This window comes from Nocardioides ungokensis (assembly GCF_013466985.1).
GTDB classification, from domain to species: Bacteria; Actinomycetota; Actinomycetes; order Propionibacteriales; family Nocardioidaceae; genus Nocardioides; species Nocardioides ungokensis.
The window spans coordinates 4283279-4299408 of the sequence record NZ_CP059164.1; the positions used below are offsets into that span (position 1 = coordinate 4283279).

At 72.7% G+C, this 16130-nt stretch carries 15 protein-coding genes and 1 pseudogene; 9 read left to right on the forward strand and 7 right to left on the reverse strand.

What is annotated here, in order from left to right; genetic code table 11:
• Positions 1 to 18: 18 nt before the first annotated feature.
• The 4 genes from H0S67_RS21270 to H0S67_RS21285 form a co-directional block, all read right to left on the reverse strand.
• Positions 19 to 1059, reverse strand: a complete 1041-nt coding sequence (locus H0S67_RS21270) for a PP2C family protein-serine/threonine phosphatase (RefSeq protein WP_180934671.1) — start codon at positions 1057 to 1059, stop codon at positions 19 to 21.
• Between the two features lie 55 nt (positions 1060 to 1114).
• On the reverse strand, positions 1115 to 1693 hold the full coding sequence (locus tag H0S67_RS21275; protein ID WP_180934672.1) for a hypothetical protein: 579 nt from the start codon (positions 1691 to 1693) through the stop codon (positions 1115 to 1117).
• Positions 1694 to 1738: 45 nt separating this feature from the next.
• A complete protein-coding gene (locus H0S67_RS21280; RefSeq protein WP_180934673.1) occupies positions 1739 to 3097 on the reverse strand; it encodes an MFS transporter in 1359 nt (452 codons plus the stop codon).
• A 72-nt stretch (positions 3098 to 3169) separates the two neighbouring features.
• Positions 3170 to 4555: a cytochrome P450 gene (locus H0S67_RS21285; protein ID WP_219635374.1), complete on the reverse strand. Its 1386-nt coding sequence runs from the start codon at positions 4553 to 4555 to the stop codon at positions 3170 to 3172.
• 126 nt (positions 4556 to 4681) lie between these two features.
• Here H0S67_RS21285 and H0S67_RS21290 point away from each other — a divergent pair, with 126 nt between their 5' ends.
• The 7 genes and pseudogenes from H0S67_RS21290 (at position 4682) to H0S67_RS21315 (ending at position 11054) form a co-directional block, all read left to right on the forward strand.
• A complete protein-coding gene (locus tag H0S67_RS21290; protein WP_180934674.1) occupies positions 4682 to 5566 on the forward strand; it encodes a DMT family transporter in 885 nt (294 codons plus the stop codon).
• A gap of 102 nt (positions 5567 to 5668) precedes the next feature.
• Entirely contained in the window at positions 5669 to 6952 is a 1284-nt protein-coding gene (locus H0S67_RS21295) for a cytochrome P450 (RefSeq protein WP_180934675.1), read from the forward strand.
• A gap of 982 nt (positions 6953 to 7934) precedes the next feature.
• Positions 7935 to 8591, forward strand: a pseudogene (locus H0S67_RS28525) (histidine kinase dimerization/phospho-acceptor domain-containing protein); the annotation flags it as partial.
• Positions 8592 to 8854: 263 nt separating this feature from the next.
• The gene (locus H0S67_RS28530) at positions 8855 to 9493 is read left to right on the forward strand and encodes a sensor histidine kinase (protein ID WP_425489950.1); all 639 of its coding nucleotides are present in this window, start codon (positions 8855 to 8857) and stop codon (positions 9491 to 9493) included.
• Between the two features lie 11 nt (positions 9494 to 9504).
• Positions 9505 to 10026, forward strand: a complete 522-nt coding sequence (locus H0S67_RS21305) for a pyruvoyl-dependent arginine decarboxylase (protein ID WP_219635375.1) — start codon at positions 9505 to 9507, stop codon at positions 10024 to 10026.
• Entirely contained in the window at positions 10019 to 10600 is a 582-nt protein-coding gene (locus tag H0S67_RS21310) for a GNAT family N-acetyltransferase (protein ID WP_219635376.1), read from the forward strand. Before H0S67_RS21305 ends, H0S67_RS21310 begins: the two co-directional genes overlap by 8 nt.
• Before the next feature lie 73 nt (positions 10601 to 10673).
• Positions 10674 to 11054, forward strand: a complete 381-nt coding sequence (locus H0S67_RS21315; RefSeq protein ID WP_180934678.1) for a response regulator — start codon at positions 10674 to 10676, stop codon at positions 11052 to 11054.
• Between the two features lie 52 nt (positions 11055 to 11106).
• Here the strand turns inward: H0S67_RS21315 and H0S67_RS21320 are convergent, their stop codons facing one another.
• The 3 genes from H0S67_RS21320 to H0S67_RS21330 are packed head-to-tail and all read right to left on the reverse strand — an operon-like array spanning position 11107 to position 14262.
• Positions 11107 to 11787 (reverse strand): ABC transporter permease, encoded by a 681-nt coding sequence (locus H0S67_RS21320; RefSeq protein WP_180934679.1) that lies wholly within the window; start codon positions 11785 to 11787, stop codon positions 11107 to 11109.
• Entirely contained in the window at positions 11702 to 13648 is a 1947-nt protein-coding gene (locus H0S67_RS21325) for an ABC transporter permease (RefSeq protein WP_180934680.1), read from the reverse strand. The genes H0S67_RS21320 and H0S67_RS21325 overlap by 86 nt, the downstream gene beginning before the upstream one ends.
• Positions 13649 to 13653: 5 nt before the next feature.
• Positions 13654 to 14262, reverse strand: a complete 609-nt coding sequence (locus H0S67_RS21330) for an ABC transporter ATP-binding protein (protein WP_425489844.1) — start codon at positions 14260 to 14262, stop codon at positions 13654 to 13656.
• A 351-nt stretch (positions 14263 to 14613) separates the two neighbouring features.
• On the opposite strand from H0S67_RS21330, the gene H0S67_RS21335 reads away from it, so the two are divergent.
• Positions 14614 to 14958 (forward strand): hypothetical protein, encoded by a 345-nt coding sequence (locus H0S67_RS21335; protein WP_180934681.1) that lies wholly within the window; start codon positions 14614 to 14616, stop codon positions 14956 to 14958.
• A 35-nt stretch (positions 14959 to 14993) separates the two neighbouring features.
• Positions 14994 to 15950 carry a sensor histidine kinase gene (locus tag H0S67_RS21340; protein ID WP_180934682.1) on the forward strand — a complete coding sequence of 319 codons (957 nt, stop codon included), beginning with the start codon at positions 14994 to 14996 and terminating at the stop codon, positions 15948 to 15950.
• Positions 15951 to 16130: the final 180 nt, after the last annotated feature.

A 16130-nucleotide genomic window follows, 5' to 3' on the forward strand; every position in this document is an offset into this window, starting at 1 on the left:
GGCGTGACGCGGGCCCGGTCAGGCCGCGCGGTGCTCCACGAGCACGAGCGCCATGTCGTCGTTGATCCGCTGGCCGGCATGGTCGCGCAGTCGGACCAGCAGGACGTCCAGCGCCTCCTCGAGGTCGCCGTCGACCAGCGACCGGGCGCTCTCCCCGAGGGGGAAGAAGGTGCCCCGCTCGTCCCTGGCCTCGACCAGGCCGTCGGTGTAGATCAGCATGCGGGAGCCCTCGGGCCACGGCGAGGTGACGGGGTGCGGCTCGGGACGCAGTCCCAGCGGCGGCTCGGGCGTCCCCGTGGGCATCTCGTCGACGCAGTCCTCGCCCGTCACCATCAGCGGCGGGTGGTGACCGCAGTTGACCAGCGTCACGGTGTGGTCGTCGTGGAACTCCGCGATCACCGCGGTGACGAAGTCCTCGTCGCCGGCGACCGCCGACACGACGACGTCGAGGTCCCGCGCGACCTGCCCCAGCGACTCCACGGTGAACGCCGAGCGGCGGAACGCGCCGAGCACCGTCCCGGCCAGCTGGACCGCGTCGAGGCCCTTGCCCCGGACGTCGCCGACGATGACGCGGACGCCGTACGGGCTCGCGGCCACCTCGTACAGGTCACCACCGACCAGGGCGTCCTGCGTCGCCGAGACGTAGCGTGAGGCGAACCCCACCGAGCCCACCTCGCTCGGCATCGCCGCGAGCAGGGCCCGCTGGGCGGTCTCGGCGATCACGGTCATGTGCTGCAGGTCGCGCTCGCGATCCACGCGCAGCCACGCCGTCAGGACTGCCAGCGCGCCGAGGAGGAGCGTGATCGCCACCCGGAGCAGCCAGTCCAAGCTGCCCAGGTTGTGGTTCCAGAGACCGGCCAGCACCGACAGCACCAGCGCGAGAGCCGCGACGGCGGCCGTGCGCCTGACACCGGCGACCACCGCTGCCACCACGGCAGCCACCGCGTAGGAGGCACTGAGCGAGATCCCGGGGAGGGCTGCGTCGAGGACGACGACGACTCCGAGGACGACCAGAGCCGACGTCAGCACGCGACGCTGCGACCAACGTTCCGTCGCCATGCTGCTCTCCTCGCCGGGTCTGCATCCCGTGGTTCCGACAGTAACCACGCGGGGGTCAGCCGACGGTGACCTTGACCTCGTTGGACTCCAGCTTGGTGTCGGTGTCGACGACCCGGAACCGGTTCACCCCGGCCTGGCTGGTCTGGACGTAGGTGGAGAACGTCTGGTTGCTCACCGAGGCGGTGACGGGGAAGTCCGTCCAGGCGCCGCTGGTGAAGCGCTGCACCTGGAGGATCGCCCCCTCGCCACCCGGGTAGACCCCGGTGAGGTCGATCTGCTGCATCGGGCCGACCGAGGTCTCGCCGGCGGACAGCGAGATCTGCGTCTTCGGGGTCTTCTTCTTCGTCGGCTTCTGGGCCGGCTGACTGCTGCCGGACGACGGCGACTGCGTCTGTCCGGGCGCGAGGGTGATGAGGGGACCCGACGGCGCCTGCGTCTTCGACGGCTTCGGCAGGTACATCGAGTGCTCGGCGGCAGCCTGCGACGCGCCCGCACCGCCGTCGAGGCCCAGCACCTTGGTCCCGACGAGGGCCACGACGCCGAGGATCAGGCCGACGGCGACCGCGACGCCGACGAGGGCGAGCAGTCCGGTGAGGACCGGACGTCCTTCTCCATCATCCACTTGGCGGGGCACCCCCTGGTCGATCGGACCGGTCGTGGCCCATTCTCCGTGACGAGGTCAAGCGGGGCCAATCGCGGTCACCCGTGGGGCTCCGCCCCGCAGCGCCGGGTCAGGCCTCGGCGGCGTCCAGCCCCTCGCCGGCGCGCTGACGGCGGTCCGCTCCGCCACGGCGTACTCGTCGGTGCGGGCGTCGTAGGACCAGAAGTCGCGCAGCGCGAGGGCGGTCACGCCGACCCCGGCGATGCAGGCGAAGCCGCCGCTGGCGACCGCCCCCCGGACCGTCCACAGGTCCGCCGTCACGCCGGCCCGGACCTGCCCGCCGAGCGGACCGAGGGAGTAGGACAGCATCTCGATCCCGGCCAGCCGGCCGCGCATGCCCTCGGGGATCGTCTGGTTCCACACGGTGCCGCGGAAGACCCCCGAGACCATGTCCGCCGCGCCCGAGAGCATCAGGAAGAAGGCGACCAGCCAGATGCTCGGCATCAGGCCGGCGAAACCGACGCAGGCGCCGTACGCCGCCGCCGCGACGACGATCGCGCGTCCGTGGTGGTGGACCCTCGAGGTCCAGCCGCTGAGCGCGGTGGCCAGCAGGGCCCCCACCGTCTCGGCAGAGTACAGCAGGCCGAGCAGCTCGGGACGGCCGAAGACCTCCTCGGCCAGCGCCGGGAAGAGCACCACCGGCAGGGCCAGCAGCATCGCCGCGATGTCGACCAGGTAGGTCCCGAGCAGGTCGCGCCGGGAGAACGCGTAGCGCAGCCCCTGCCCGATGCCGGCCAGGCTGGGCGGCGTCGTCTCCTCCCGGTGCGGGTAGGGGCGCATCGCGACGAAGAGCATGGTCGCGACGGCCAGCCCACAGATGTCGATCAGGAAGCACCAGCCGATCCCCACGTAGGCCACCATCAGGCCGCCGATCGCCGGCCCGACCAGCACGCCGATCTGCATGCCGAGGCTGGTGAGGTTGTTGGCCGCAGTGATCTGCTCGTGCCGGACCGTCCGCGGCATCAGCGCCTCGCGCGAGGGCCGCTGGAGCGACGAGGAGGCCGCCAGGAGTCCGGAGACCACGAAGATCACCCACACGTGAGGGTGGTCGGAGAAGGCGTTGACCGCGAGCACGACGGTGAACCCGGCCTGGGCCAGGCCGGTCCAGATCAGCAGCCTGCGCCGGTCGACGTGGTCGGCCAGCGCGCCGCCGTACAGCGCGAAGACCACCAGCGGCACGAGCTCGACCAGGCCGATCGCACCGACCGCGAAGTTGGAGCCCGTCAGCGTGTAGATCTGGTACGGGATCGCGACGTAGGTGACCATCGCGCCGAGGTAGAACACGGTCCCGGCCAGGAAGAGCAGCCGGAAGTCCCGCGACTCCCGCAGCGGGGTCACGTCCATCCGGACGGCGCGCAGCCGCTCCTTCCAGCTCATCGGTCGATCACAAACGACCATCGTGGCACCGGACGACGGTGCGCCCCACCGGTTTTTCCAGCGGGCGGGCGGCTACTCGCTGAGCCGGATGCGCGCGCCGCGACGGGGGACGCTGGTGATGTTGCGGACCCGGGGCCGGTCCTCGCCGACGGCCGTGACGGCGTACGCCGTGAGCACCTCGCGCAGGACCGCGACCCCCTCCATGAGCGAGAACCCGGCTCCGATGCAGCGACGGACGCCGCCCCCGAACGGGATCCAGGTGTTGGTGGGCGGGTTGTGGCCCAGGAAGCGCTCGGGCCGGAACACCTCCGGGTCGGGATGGTTGTCCTCGCGGCCGTGGCTGATGATGATCGACGGCCCGACGGTCGTCCCGGCGGGCAGCGACCAGCCGCCGACGGTGGCCGGCTCCATCAGGGTGCGCACCACCATCGGGATGACCGGGTGCAGCCGCATCGACTCCTTGAGCACCGCGTCCAGCCAGGCGTCGTCGCCCGTGCGTGCGGCCTCGCGGGACCGGGCCAGCAGGTCCGGGTGCCGGCCGAGCTCGAACAGCGACCAGGCCAAGGCCGTCGCGGTGGTCTCGTGGCCGGCCAGGAGCAGCGTGACCAGCTGGTCACGCAGCTCGGTGTCGTCGAGGGCGTCGCTGCCCACCTCCCCGTCGCGCGCCAGGATCAGCCGGGAGAGCACGTCGGTGCGCTGCTCGAGGTCCGGGGCCTCGCGGCGCTCGCGGATCTCGGCGTAGATGAGGCGGTCCAGCTCGTGCTGGTTCGCCACGGTGCGCTTCCAGGGACCGAACCGCTGCAGCCGCGGGTAGCCCCAGCCGAGCAGCACGGCCGGGCTGATGTCGACGGTCGCGTTCACCCGCGGCCGGAGCTCGGCCAGTCGGGCCTCGTCGGTCACGCCGAAGACGACGCGCAGGATCACCTCGAGGGTGAGCGCGTTCATTCGGTCCAGGGCGCGGATCTCCGAGCCCGGTCGCCAGCGGCCGACCTCGGCGCGGGCGAGATCGGTGACCAGCGACTCGTAGCCGCGCAGGGCGTGGCCGTTGAAGGCCGGCATCAGCAGCTTGCGGGCGCGCTTGTGCTCGCCACTGTCCTGGAGGAGCAGGGAGTGCTCGCCCATGATCGGTCCGAGGATCGCGTTGGCCTTGCCGGCGTGGAAGACCTCGGGGTCGCCCGCGAAGATCTCCTTGGCGTGCTCGGGACGGGTGAAGAAGACGAGCGGCCGGCCGCCGGGCACCAGGCGCACGGTGAAGACGTCGCCGTACCGCCGGTGCAGGTAGGGGTGGAACCAGTGCCGGAACCGCAGCAGGCCGGCGCTCTGCACGAGGACCGGCCAGCGTGGGCCGGGCGGCAGGCCGGTCATGTCCACCGGCGGCAGCGCCCCGCCCCCGACGTAGCTCATCCGGCGGAAGCGCTGCTCGGTCAGCTGGTCGACGTCCTGCTCGATCGTGGCCACGCTCACATACTACGAGTACGTCAAGGCCCCGGATGCTTGACTGGACCCATCGGCGCACCCCCGTCGCCAGCCCGTCGCCAGCCCGGCACGGGTGGTGTCGCGGGGGTCCGGACGGGAGGGCAGGGCATGGTCGGTGCACCGGTGGTCGCGCTTGCGGCCGCGAGCGGCTTCGCGGTCTCGACGTCGCTCCAGCACCTCGCCGCCAGCCGCGTCCACGCGTCGGCCTCGGCGGTCGGGCTGCTCGTACGTCTCGTCCGGACCCCGCTGTGGCTGCTGGCGTCGGCCCTCGGCCTGCTCTCCTTCGCCCTCCACGCGCTCGCCCTGCACCTCGGCACGCTGGCCCTGGTGCAGCCGCTGATGCTGTGCGGCGTGGTCCTGGCCGTGCCCGTCCGGGCCGCGGTGAACCACCGCCTGCCGCACCGCGACGACGTCCTCGCGGTCACGGTGACGGTGACCGGCCTGGCGGTCTTCCTCGCCGCCACCAAGCTCAGCGCGGGCAGCGAGGCCCCGAGCCCCGGCCGCGCCGCCGTCATGTGCCTCACCACGCTGGTCGCCTTCCTGGTGCTGAACCTGCTGGCGTCGCGTCCCGGCCTGCGGCGTGCCCGCGCCGGGCTGCTGGGCGCGGCCGCCGGCGTCCTCTTCGGCGTCATGGCCGGGCTGATCAAGCTGGTGACGCACGACATCGCCGTGGACGGGGTGTGGTCGGCCCTCGAGTCGTGGCGCCCCTGGGTGCTCGCCGCGACCGGGTTCGCGGCGGTGAGCACCAACCAGCGCGCCTTCCACGCAGGTCGGCTCGCCTCCTCGATGCCGGTCCTGAACGTCGTCAACGTGGTCGTCGCGATGAGCTTCGGCTGGTTCGTCTTCGGCGAGGCGCCGGTCCAGGGTCCGTTCTCCCTCGCCGTCCAGCTCGTGTCCGCCGTCGTCATGGCCCTCGGCCTGGTCTGGATCGCCCGGCTGGAGCCGACACAGGTCCCGGCACCGGACGCCGGCGAGAGCGTCGGCGCCCGCTGAGCGTCGGGCCACGAACCCGCTCGCGCCGGAACAACCACGATTCCGGGCCCGTCGCGGATAGGCTCGAGGTGTCACGAGATCGCGCCCGCTGCAGGAGCAGACATGTCGTCCGTCACCGCATCGCTGCTGAGGCAGACCCGCCGGGGGTTCACGGCGCTGTCCGGCAGGCGCACCGTCGACCTGTCACGGCTCGACCGGGTCCCGGCGCGCCTGACGTGGCCGTTGCAGCGCGACGGCGTGGACCCGGTGGCGCGGCTCTCGCAGGTCCGGGAGCAGGAGCCCGTGCACCGGCTGACGTCGTTCTTCGGGCTCAAGGTCTGGATGGTGACCGATCCCGCCGTGGCCCGGGCCGTGCTGGCCGACCAGACCGACTTCAGCAACGACATCCGTCCGTTCGTGGGGGCCCGGGGGTCGACCACGACGGGAGACGTCGGCGGACTCGGCTTCACCGACCCGCCCGAGCACACCCGGCTGCGCAGGCTGCTGACCCCCCAGTTCACGATGCGGCGGCTCGAGCGCCTGCGCCCGCGGGTGGCCGACATCGTCGAGCGGCGACTGGACGAGATGGAGGGCCGCGGCCCGGTCGTCGACCTGGTCGAGCAGTTCGCGTTCCCCATCCCGTTCCAGGTGATCTGCGAGCTCCTGGGGCTCCCGGACGACGACCGGGACACCTTCCGGCAGCTGGGCTCGGCGCGCTTCGACGTGAGCCGCGGGGGCTACGGCACCTTCGGTGCCGTCTCGCAGTCCCGCAGCTTCCTGATGGAGGCGACCCGACGGCAGCGCAGCGACCCGGGCGACGGCCTGATCGGGGACATCATCCGCGCCGAGGGCGACGCGATCAGCGACTTCGACCTGGCCGGCCTCGCCGACGGCGTCTTCACCGGCGGCCTCGAGACCAGCGCCAGCATGCTGGCCCTCGGGACGGCGGTGCTGCTCGAGCACCCCGAGGACTTCCGGGCGCTGGCGACCCGGCCCGAGCGGGTCGACCCCACGGTCGAGGAGCTGTTGCGCTACCTGTCGGTCGTGCAGATCGCCTTCCCCCGGTTCGCGCGCCGCGACCTCGTCCTCGGCGACCGCCGGGTGTCGAAGGGGGACGTCGTGATCTGCCACCTGGCCGGCGCGAACCGTGCCGGTGCGGACGGCGATCGCTACGACCCGGGGCGCAGCCCCGGCGCGCACCTCGCGTTCGGCCACGGCTTCCACCGCTGCGTGGGCGCGGAGCTGGCGCGCATGGAGCTGCGTACGGCGTTCCCGGCGCTCGCGGCCCGGTTCCCCGACCTGGAGCTCGAGTCCCGCCTCGACGCGATCGCCCTGCGACAGCTGTCGATCGTGTTCGGGGTCGAGGCGATGCAGGTGCGGCTCGCGCCCCCGTCGCGTCCCGCGTGATCGCCCCTCTCTGCTGATAGCGTCGCGGCCCATGGGCACCATGCCGTCGCTGGCCGGGCAGCGACGCCGGTTCGCCGTCGCCGTACCCGTCGCTCTCGCGCTGATCGCGACCTTCACCGTGCTCCTCGGCCCCAACTTCCCGCTCGACCTGCGGCAGTCGGCCTCCGGTCTCGGCCTCCTCGTGGCGGGCGTCCTGGCGGCCATCAGCTGTGGCGTCCGGGCGACCCAGACCATCGGTCGCCGCCGGCGGTCGTGGCGGCTGCTGATGTCGGCCGCCGTGGTGGCCGTCGCCGGCAACGTCTGGGTGGCGATCGTGGGCGCGGACCCGGTCGCGTCTCCGAGCGCGGTCGGCAACGGCAGCATCGCCGTGGCCCTGCTGCTCTCCATCGCCGGACTGCTCAGCTTCCCCAGCATCCGCCGGCGCGGCATCGAGCAGCTGCTGATGTCGCTCGACGGCCTGGTCGCCGGCAGCGCGGTGCTGGTGATCGCCTCCGTCCTCGTCTACGCCGAGCTGCTGGACTCGGTGACCGCCGACGTTGCCTCGCGCTCCTCGGCCCTGCTCTTCCCCGTCCTCGACGTGGTTCTCGCCACCGTCGCCCTGCTGCTGCTCCTGCGCACGTCGGGGTCGGACCGGCCGGCGCTGGCCCTGGTCACCGCCGGATTCCTGACCTACGCCGTCGCCGACCTCTCCTTCGCCGTCCTCGCGGCCCAGGACCGCTTCCACTTCGGCACCTACCTCGACCTCGGCTGGATCGCCGGCTACCTCCTGATCGCGCTCGCGGCGTGGTACCCGAGCGCCCGGGCCGACGGGGCGCCGGAGCAGATGGAGGGCGGCTCCACCGACGCCCGGGGCACGGTCGTCGTGTTCGCGGTCCTCCTCACCGCGGGCATCGTGCAGGTCGGCTTCGGCACGGGCGGCCACCTCCCCGCCGCGCAGGCCGGCCTGTGGCTGGTGCTGCTCCTCGCGGCAGGGACGCGGCAGATGCTCCTGGCCGCGGACAACGCCGCCCTGCGCCGCGGCCTCGAGCAGCGGGTGCGTGAGCAGACCGCCGACCTGAGCCGGCTGGCCCGGCAGACCGAGGTCCTGCTCACCTCGGTCGGCGACGGGATCTACGGCGTGGACCACGACGGCCGCGTCACCTTCGTCAACCCGTCCGGGGCCGCTGCGCTGGGGTACGACGCCGGGGAGCTGCACGACCGGCCGGCCCACGACACCTTCCACGCCCCCGCCGAGGACGGCGTGCCGTTCCCCTGGTCGGGCTGCTACATCAACGACGCCATCCGCCACGGCGTCGTGGCGAGCGCGGAGGAGGACATGTACGTCCGGTCCGACGGCACCGCGTTCCCCGTCGAGATCACCGCGTCCCCCCTGGTCGACGACGACGTCGTTCGCGGCGCGGTGGTGGTCTTCCGCGACGTCACCCAGCGGCGCGAGGTGGACCGGATGAAGAGCGAGTTCCTCTCGGTCGTCAGCCACGAGCTGCGCACCCCGCTGACCTCCATCCGCGGCTCGCTGGGGCTGCTCGCCGGCGGCAAGCTCGGCGAGCTGCCCCCGCGCGCGGACTCGCTGGTCGGGATCGCGTTGCAGAGCAGCGAGCGGCTCACCCGCCTGATCAACGACCTGCTGGACATCGAGCGCATCCAGTCGGGCACCAAGCCGATGGAGATCGAGGCGCTCGACGCCTGCCACCTGCTGGCCGCCGCGGCCCACGCCATCGAGGGCCTGGCCTCCGCCACCAAGGTGCGTGTCGAGCTGGGCGACTGCTCCGGGCGGGTGCTGGCCGACGAGGACCGGATCATGCAGACGCTGACCAACCTGCTCGGCAACGCCATCAAGTACTCCGAGCCGGGCGACGTCGTGCTCATGGACGCGACCGAGCGGGACGACACGTGCTGTTCCGGGTGCGGGACCACGGCCGCGGCATCCCGGCCGACAAGCTCGAGTCCGTCTTCGAGCGCTTCGAGCAGGTGGACTCCTCCGACGCCCGCCAGAAGGGCGGGACCGGCCTCGGCCTGGCCATCAGCCGCGGCATCGTGGAGCGGCACGGCGGCCGGATCTGGGCGGAGAGCGAGCTCGGGGCCGGGACCACCATCCTGTTCACGCTGCCCTCGTCGCCGGCACCGCGCACCATGGCGACCAGCGACGGTGCGCGCACCCTGCCGGGATCGATCCTGCTCATCGGCGGGGACGGGGACCTGGCGCGTGCGATCACGAAGCTGCTCACCGACGAGGGACTCGACGTCGTGCACACCACGACCGCCGCGGAGGCCGTCGCCCGCGGCCGGGAGCTGCGCCCACGCGCGGTCGTCCTCGACCTCCAGGGGCTCGACGACGGGGCCCGGGTCGTGGGCCGACCTGCGACGCGAGCACGCCCTGGCCGACGCGACCCTGCTGGTCTACAGCGCCGACGACGTCGCACCCGAGCGCCGTGCGGACCTCGCACTGGGCCGCACGGTCTTCCTGACCAGGGCCCGCGTCGGCCCCGAGGAGCTCCGCGAGAGACTGGTGGGCCTCCTCGACGGCACCACAGGAAGACATGAGGGATTCGCACGTGGATGACCCCAGCGTGACCCGCCCGAGACCGACCCCCGCCGGACCGGACATCTCCGTCCGCACAGGCACGGGGAGCGGGCGGACGCTGCTGTCCGCCTTCGACAGCGCCCTGCTCGCTGCCGGCGTCGCGAACTTCAACCTGATCGCGCTCTCCTCGGTCATCCCTCCGGAGAGCAGCGTCCGCGTCGTCGACACCGCCCTGCCCGGTGGCCACGGCGACCGGCTCTACTGCGTGCTCTCCGCGGCGTACGCCGACCACCCGGGCGAGTTCGTCTGGGCGGGACTGGGCTGGACCTTCGACGAGACCACGGGTGGCGGCCTCTTCGTCGAGCACAAGGGTGGCAGCGAGGAGTCCCTGCTCGAGCAGATCGAGCTGAGCCTGGCGGACATGACCGCCAACCGGGGTGGCGGCTACGGCCCCGTGCACACGGCGACCGCGTCGGCGCACTGCGTGGACCGGCCGGTCTGCGCATTGACCATCGCGGCCTACGAAGTGGTCCCGTGGAGCCCCGGTGCTTGAGCGGCGGCTGACCGGCGTACCGATCACCGTCGAGACCGAGGTCTCCCCGGAGACCGCGGCGAGCTACTACCAGCTCTACCGCAGCACCTTCGGCGCCCTCGAGACCCGGGCGGTGGCCCGGCAGCTGCTCCACGAGCACGAGTTCATGGAGGAGATGCGCGACCCCCGCGTGCACAAGTACGTCGCCTGGGAGGGTGACGAGGTGATCGGGATGTCGACCCTGACCTCCGACCTCGAGACGGTCCCCTGGATCAGCCCGGCCTACTTCGCCCACCGCTACCCCGAGCACAGCGCGCGCCGAGCGGTCTACTACCTGGGGTTCACGCTGGTGCACCGCCAGCGCCGCCAGACGCGCATCTTCCGGGCCATGGTCGAGCGCATCGTCGAGCTCCTGGTCGAGCGACGGGCGGTCTGCGCCTGGGACATCTGCGCCCACAACGACGAGCTGCTCGGGCTCAACGACAACATCGAGCGGATCCTGCACGGCTGCGCCGAGGTCACGGTCGCCCCGATCGACCGGCAGACCTACTACGCGAGCACCTTCCACGGCCCCCTCCCGACGTCGCGGGACTGACCCGTCCGGGGGATGCCGGCCGCGGCCCGCCACCCCCTAGCATTGGGCCTCCGGCGCCAGAAGGAGGTGAGTCGTGGCCGTGCCGCACATCCTGGTCGTGGATGACGACGACTCGGTCCGCGAGATCACCCAGCTGGCGCTCGAGATGGTCGGCGGCTGGCAGGTCGTCGCCGCCGACAGCGGCGTGACCGCCCTGGAGCTGGCCCGCAGCCACCGTCCCGACGCGGTGCTGCTCGACGTGATGATGCCCGGGATGGACGGGCCCACCACGTTCCGCCACCTCCAGGCCGACGAGGCCACCCGCGACATCCCGGTCATCCTGCTGACCGCCAAGGTGCTGGCCGGTGAGCGGCAGCTCTGGGACGAGCTCGCCATCCACGGGGTGATCCCCAAGCCCTTCGACCCGATGACCCTGCACGCCGAGGTGGCGCGGCTGCTCGGCTGGGACCTCTGAGACGCCGAGGCCCGGCGATGTCGAGGACACCACCGGGCCGTCGCCGCTCCAGTCAGTCGGTGACCACCGCCTTGAGCACGTCCACCCTGGCCGCGGAGCGGGCCGGGCCGATCGCCGCCGCCACCCCGGCGAACGCCGCGAGGAGCACGTAGATCGCCACCTGCAGGGTCGGGATCGAGATCGCCTTGATCCCCTCGTCCTTCAGGGCCTGCGAGAGCGCCAGCCCGATGCCGATCCCGAGCCCGGCGCCGCTGAGGGCGCCGATCAGCGAGATCACGGCCGACTCCCAGCGGACCATCGCGCGCACCTGGCTGCGGGTCATCCCGATCGCGCGCAGGAGTCCGAGCTCCCGGGTGCGCTCGAAGACCGACAGCGCGAGGGTGTTGACGATGCCGAGCAGCGCGATCAGGACGGCCAGCAGGAGCATCACGGTGACGAAGGTGAGCAGCTGGTCGATGAATCCGCTGGCCTCCTTCTCGAATCCTGCCTGGTCCAGCACCTTGGCGTCCGGGTGCGCGGCCAGCGCGTCCGTGATCGCCGCCTGCACCTGGGCCTGGTCGGCCCCCGGAGCAAGCGTGACCAGCCCGGTGGAGACCAGCGACGGCCCGGCGAACGCGTTCTGCTCGGCGATGCTCAGGATGTAGTCGTCACCGATCCACCCCTTGCGGTGTAGATGCCCACCAGTGGAGCTGCTGCTTGCCGCTGGCCGCGAACTCCGCCGGCACCTCGTCACCGACCGACCACGAGTGCCGGTTCGCGACTGCCCGCGACACCACGACCCCGTCCTTGCCGAGATCCCCGACGGCGCCCTGCGAGACCCCGAGGTTCATGACCTCCTCGGCGTTGGTGGGGTCGACCGCCGAGAAGCTCGACGACGCACCGGCGAACCGGGCCTCCCCCCAACCGTTCGCCGACACCTGGTCGACGCCCGGCACGGCCCTGACCGCGGCGATCACCGAGGGGCTGAAGCCGTCGGCCTGGGTGCTGGCGGTCGTGACGAACAGGTCGGCGTTGGTCTGGTCCGAGATGACGTCCCCGAACGACGCCTTGAGCGACGAGGCGAAGACGCTCATGCTCACGACCAGGGTCAGCCCGACCATCAGCGCCGCGGCCGTCGCCGAGGTACGCCGCGGGTTGCGCACGGCGTTCTGCTCGGCCAGCTCGCCGGGCAGGCCCCGCATCCGCAGCGGCATCCCGATCACCGTCGACAGCGGACGCACCACGATCGGCAGCGCCACCATCACGCCGACCATCGAGGCCAGCAGGCCGAGGCCGAACACCTTCATGTCCGCGCCGCCGTACAACGACCACAGCATCGCGCCGGCACCGGCGCCGGCCACGGCCAGGCCGATGACCGCCCGCCGCGCTGAGGGCTTCTCGGCGCCGGGGGTCGACTCGCGCAGCGCCTCGACGGGCAGCACCTTCGTGGCCCGACGAGCCGGCACGAGCGCCGCGACGACGGTGACCAGCGTGCCCACCAGCAGCGAGATCCAGATGGTGCTCGGCGCGACCTGCAGCGACGTGCTCGGCAGGCTGAAGCCGACGACGTCCATGAGGACCTTGAGCCCCTTCGCGACCGCGAGCCCGAGCCCGAGCCCGACGGCGGAGGCCACCGCGCCCAGCACGAGGGCCTCGACCAGCAGGCTGCGGAGCACCTGGCGCCGGGTGGCGCCGATCGCCCGCAGCAGCGCGATCTCCCGTGCCCGCTGGGTCACGGTCATCGTGAACGTGTTCCAGATGATGAAGGAGCCCACGAAGAGCGCGATGCCCGCGAAGATCAGGAACAGGACCGAGACGAACTTGAGGTTCTCCTTGATCGCGTCCGAGCTCTCCTGGGCCACGGCCTCGCCGGTCACGGCCTCGGCGCCGGGTGGCGCGACGGCGTCGAGCCGCTTGGCGAGCTCGGTCTGGCTCACCCCGTCCTCCGCGCTGACGTCGATGGTGTCGAAGTGGCCGGGCGTGCCCAGCACCCGCTGTGCCGTCGGGACGTCGAAGTACGCCGACGTGGTGCCGCCGAGGTCCTTCTCGCCGCCGAAGCCCACGGTGCCGACCACGGTGAACTCGCGGGTCGGCCCCCGGAACAGGACCTCGATGGTGGACCCGAGCGCGATGTGGTGCTGCTCGGCGCTGGTGGCGTCGATGGCGACCTCGTGCGCGCCGTGGGGAGCGTGGCCGGACAGCAACCCCACGTCGCCGCGGAGCTTCTCGTCGGAGGGCATCGAGTAGCCCATGGTGGGGGCGCCGCCCTTGGTCAGCACGGCCTTGCCGTCGTTGTCGGTCAGCAGGGCGTAGCCGCTCACGGAGCCCTCGGCCGCGCGCACGCCGTCGACCTTGCGGACGGTCGGGAGCACGGAGGCGGAGATCGGGGCCCGGCTGGTGCCGACCCCGTCCTGGGCGGTGTACGGCGCCGTGGTGCGGACGACCGCGTCGGTCCCGGAGGAGACCTTGCCGAAGAGCTGGTCGAAGGCGAGCGCCATCGTGCTGGTGAGGATGAGCGTCCCGGCGAGGAACGCGACCCCGAGCGCGATGGAGGCCGTCGTGAGGACGAGGCGGAGCTTGTGCGCGAACATCCCGCGCAGGGTGGCGGTCAACATGGTCCTCAGGCCCCCAGGCTCTTCATGTGGTCGAGGATCTCCTCGGCGGTGGCGGCCTGCCGCTCACCGACGACCCGGCCGTCGGCGAGGAACAGGATCCGGTCGGCGTAGCTGGCCGCGGTCGGGTCGTGGGTGACCATGACGACGGTCTGGCCCAGCTCGCTGACCGCCCGGCGCAGGAACCTGAGCAGCTCGAGGCCGGACCTCGAGTCGAGGGCCCCGGTCGGCTCGTCCGCGAAGACGATGTCGGGCCGCGAGGCCAGTGCCCGGGCCGCGGCCACGCGCTGCTGCTGACCACCCGAGAGCTCCGCCGGCCGGTGCCGGAGCCGGTCCTCCAGCCCGACGGTCGCGACGATCGAGGCCACCCAGTGCTCGTCGGGGCGGCGCCCGGCGATCCGCATCGGCAGCACGATGTTCTCCGCGGCCGTCATGGTCGGGAGCAGGTTGAAGGACTGGAAAATGAAGCCGATCCGGTCGCGGCGCAGCAGGGTCAGCGCCTTGTCGTTGAGGCCGGTGGTCTCGGTCTCGCCGAGGTAGACCTCGCCCGAGGTCGGGCGGTCCAGCCCCGCCAGCATGTGCAGCAGCGTCGACTTCCCGGACCCCGACGGGCCCATGATCGCGGTGAATGGCCCTGTCCCAGTCCGACGCTGACGTTGTCGAGGGCGGCCACGGCGGCGTCGCCGGTGCCGTACATCTTGGTGACCGACTCCGCTCGGGCGGCGTGCGTGGTCATCACGCGGGGGGTCCCGGTGGTGAGTGACATCTGAGCTCCTGGGGGTGGGTCGCCCGGTGCGGGCAGCTTTCGTCCAGCACACGCCGATCCCGCTTCCGCTCCCAGAGGGCTGGGCGCACGTCGGCGGAGCCCAGCCGCGGGGTCGGGGGCGGTCACCCGTGCGGCCAGCCCCACCACCGGGGTTCGGGTCTGCCCCCTCCCCCGTCGCTGCCGGAGCGCGCACACTGCAGGAATGACCCCTCTGGGACGCCTTCGACGCTCACGGCGCGAGGTGCTCGCGTCGTCGCTGGTCCTGGTCGGGCTCGTCGGGTTCGTGGTCCTCGTCTACGTCGTGGTCGTGGTGGGCGGCGGCGAGGCCGTCGGCCGGACCTCCTCCCCGCTGGTGTCCCTGTCGGTGCTGGCCACCGCGCTGGTGGCGCTCGGCTTCGACCCCGTGCAGACACGCCTCGAGGCGCTGGCCTCCCGGGTCGTCGCCCCCGAAGGCCAGGTCTCGCGTACGACGCGCTGCGGCAGCTGGCCCAGACGGTCAGCGGCAGCCATGCGGCGGAGGAGCTGCCCGCCGCATCGCCCACGCTGACCGACGGGACCGGCGCCTGGTCCCAGGTGTGGCTGGTGGTCGGCCACCGGCCGACGCTGGCCGCGTCCTGGCCGCCGGGTCCGCCCACCCCCGCGGGCGCCGACACCCCGGCCGACACCCTGGCCGACGCCCCAGGACGACGCTCGCTCCCCGTGCGGCACCGCGGCGACCAGCTCGGCGTGCTCGTGGTGCAGGAGCGGCCGAACCGGCCCCTCACCTCGCTCGAGCAGCGTCTCTTCGCCGACCTCGCCGCCCAGGCCGGCCTGGTGCTGCGCGGCGCGCGGCTGCGGGCCGAGCTCGCTGCCCGGGCGCGGGAGCTGTCCCGGCGGGCCGACGAGCTGCGCGGCTCCCTCCAACGGCTGGTCGACGTCCAGGACGACAAGCGCCGGTTGCTGGAGCGCGACATCCACGACGGCGCCCAGCAGCACCTGGTCGCGTTGGCGGTCAACCTCCGCCTCGCGGAGACCCTGGCCCCCCAGGCTCCCGAGCGCTCTCGACGGCTGCTGGTGGCGCAGCACGGGGCGTCGATGGCGGCCATCGACGCGCTCTCCCAGCTCTCCCGCGGCATCTACCCGCCCCTGCTCGCAGACGCGGGCCTGGAGGCCGCCCTCCGCGCGGCGACCGCCGCCGGCCCCACGTCGGTCGAGGTCGTCACCCGGAACGTCGCACGCTACGACCGCACGATCGAGGCCGCGGCCTACTTCGCGTGCCTCGAGGCGTTGCAGAACGCCGCCAAGCATGCGGGCGCGCGCGCCATCCGGGTGGTGCTCGAGGGCAGCAGCCACTCGCTCACGTGCACGGTCGAGGATGACGGCACCGGGTTCGACACGGCGACCGCCGACACCGGCCGCGGCCTGGCCAACATGCGGGACCGGGTCGAGTCCGTCGGCGGCACGCTCGCGGTCCGCGCCGTTCCCGGGGCGGGCACCCGGGTCCGGTTCGAGCTGCCCCCGGTGGCCCGCGACGTCGAGCCGTCGAGCCCGGAGAGCTGAGATGCTCGCCAGGATCGCGTGGGGGATGGCGGGGGCGACGCTCGTCCTCGTCGTCGTCGACGCAGTGCTGACCGCGCAGTACCGCTCGCTGACCTCGGAGGCGGCGGTGGCGGTCCACGGCTTCCCCTTCGTCGACGGCGCGGTGCTGGGGTGTGCCGTGATGGGCGCGATCGTCATCAG

Excerpts from the sequence above, each read along its gene's own strand:
- H0S67_RS21270 (WP_180934671.1), bottom strand. The coding sequence starts at position 1,059 with ATGGCGACGGAACGTTGGTCGCAGCGTCGCGTGCTGACGTCGGCTCTG.
- H0S67_RS21280 (WP_180934673.1), bottom strand. The coding sequence starts at position 3,097 with ATGAGCTGGAAGGAGCGGCTGCGCGCCGTCCGGATGGACGTGACCCCG.
- H0S67_RS21290 (WP_180934674.1), top strand. The coding sequence starts at position 4,682 with ATGGTCGGTGCACCGGTGGTCGCGCTTGCGGCCGCGAGCGGCTTCGCG.
- H0S67_RS21295 (WP_180934675.1), top strand. The coding sequence starts at position 5,669 with ATGTCGTCCGTCACCGCATCGCTGCTGAGGCAGACCCGCCGGGGGTTC.
- H0S67_RS21325 (WP_180934680.1), bottom strand. The coding sequence starts at position 13,648 with ATGTTGACCGCCACCCTGCGCGGGATGTTCGCGCACAAGCTCCGCCTC.
- H0S67_RS21330 (WP_425489844.1), bottom strand. The coding sequence starts at position 14,262 with ATGGGCCCGTCGGGGTCCGGGAAGTCGACGCTGCTGCACATGCTGGCG.
- H0S67_RS21335 (WP_180934681.1), top strand. The coding sequence starts at position 14,614 with ATGACCCCTCTGGGACGCCTTCGACGCTCACGGCGCGAGGTGCTCGCG.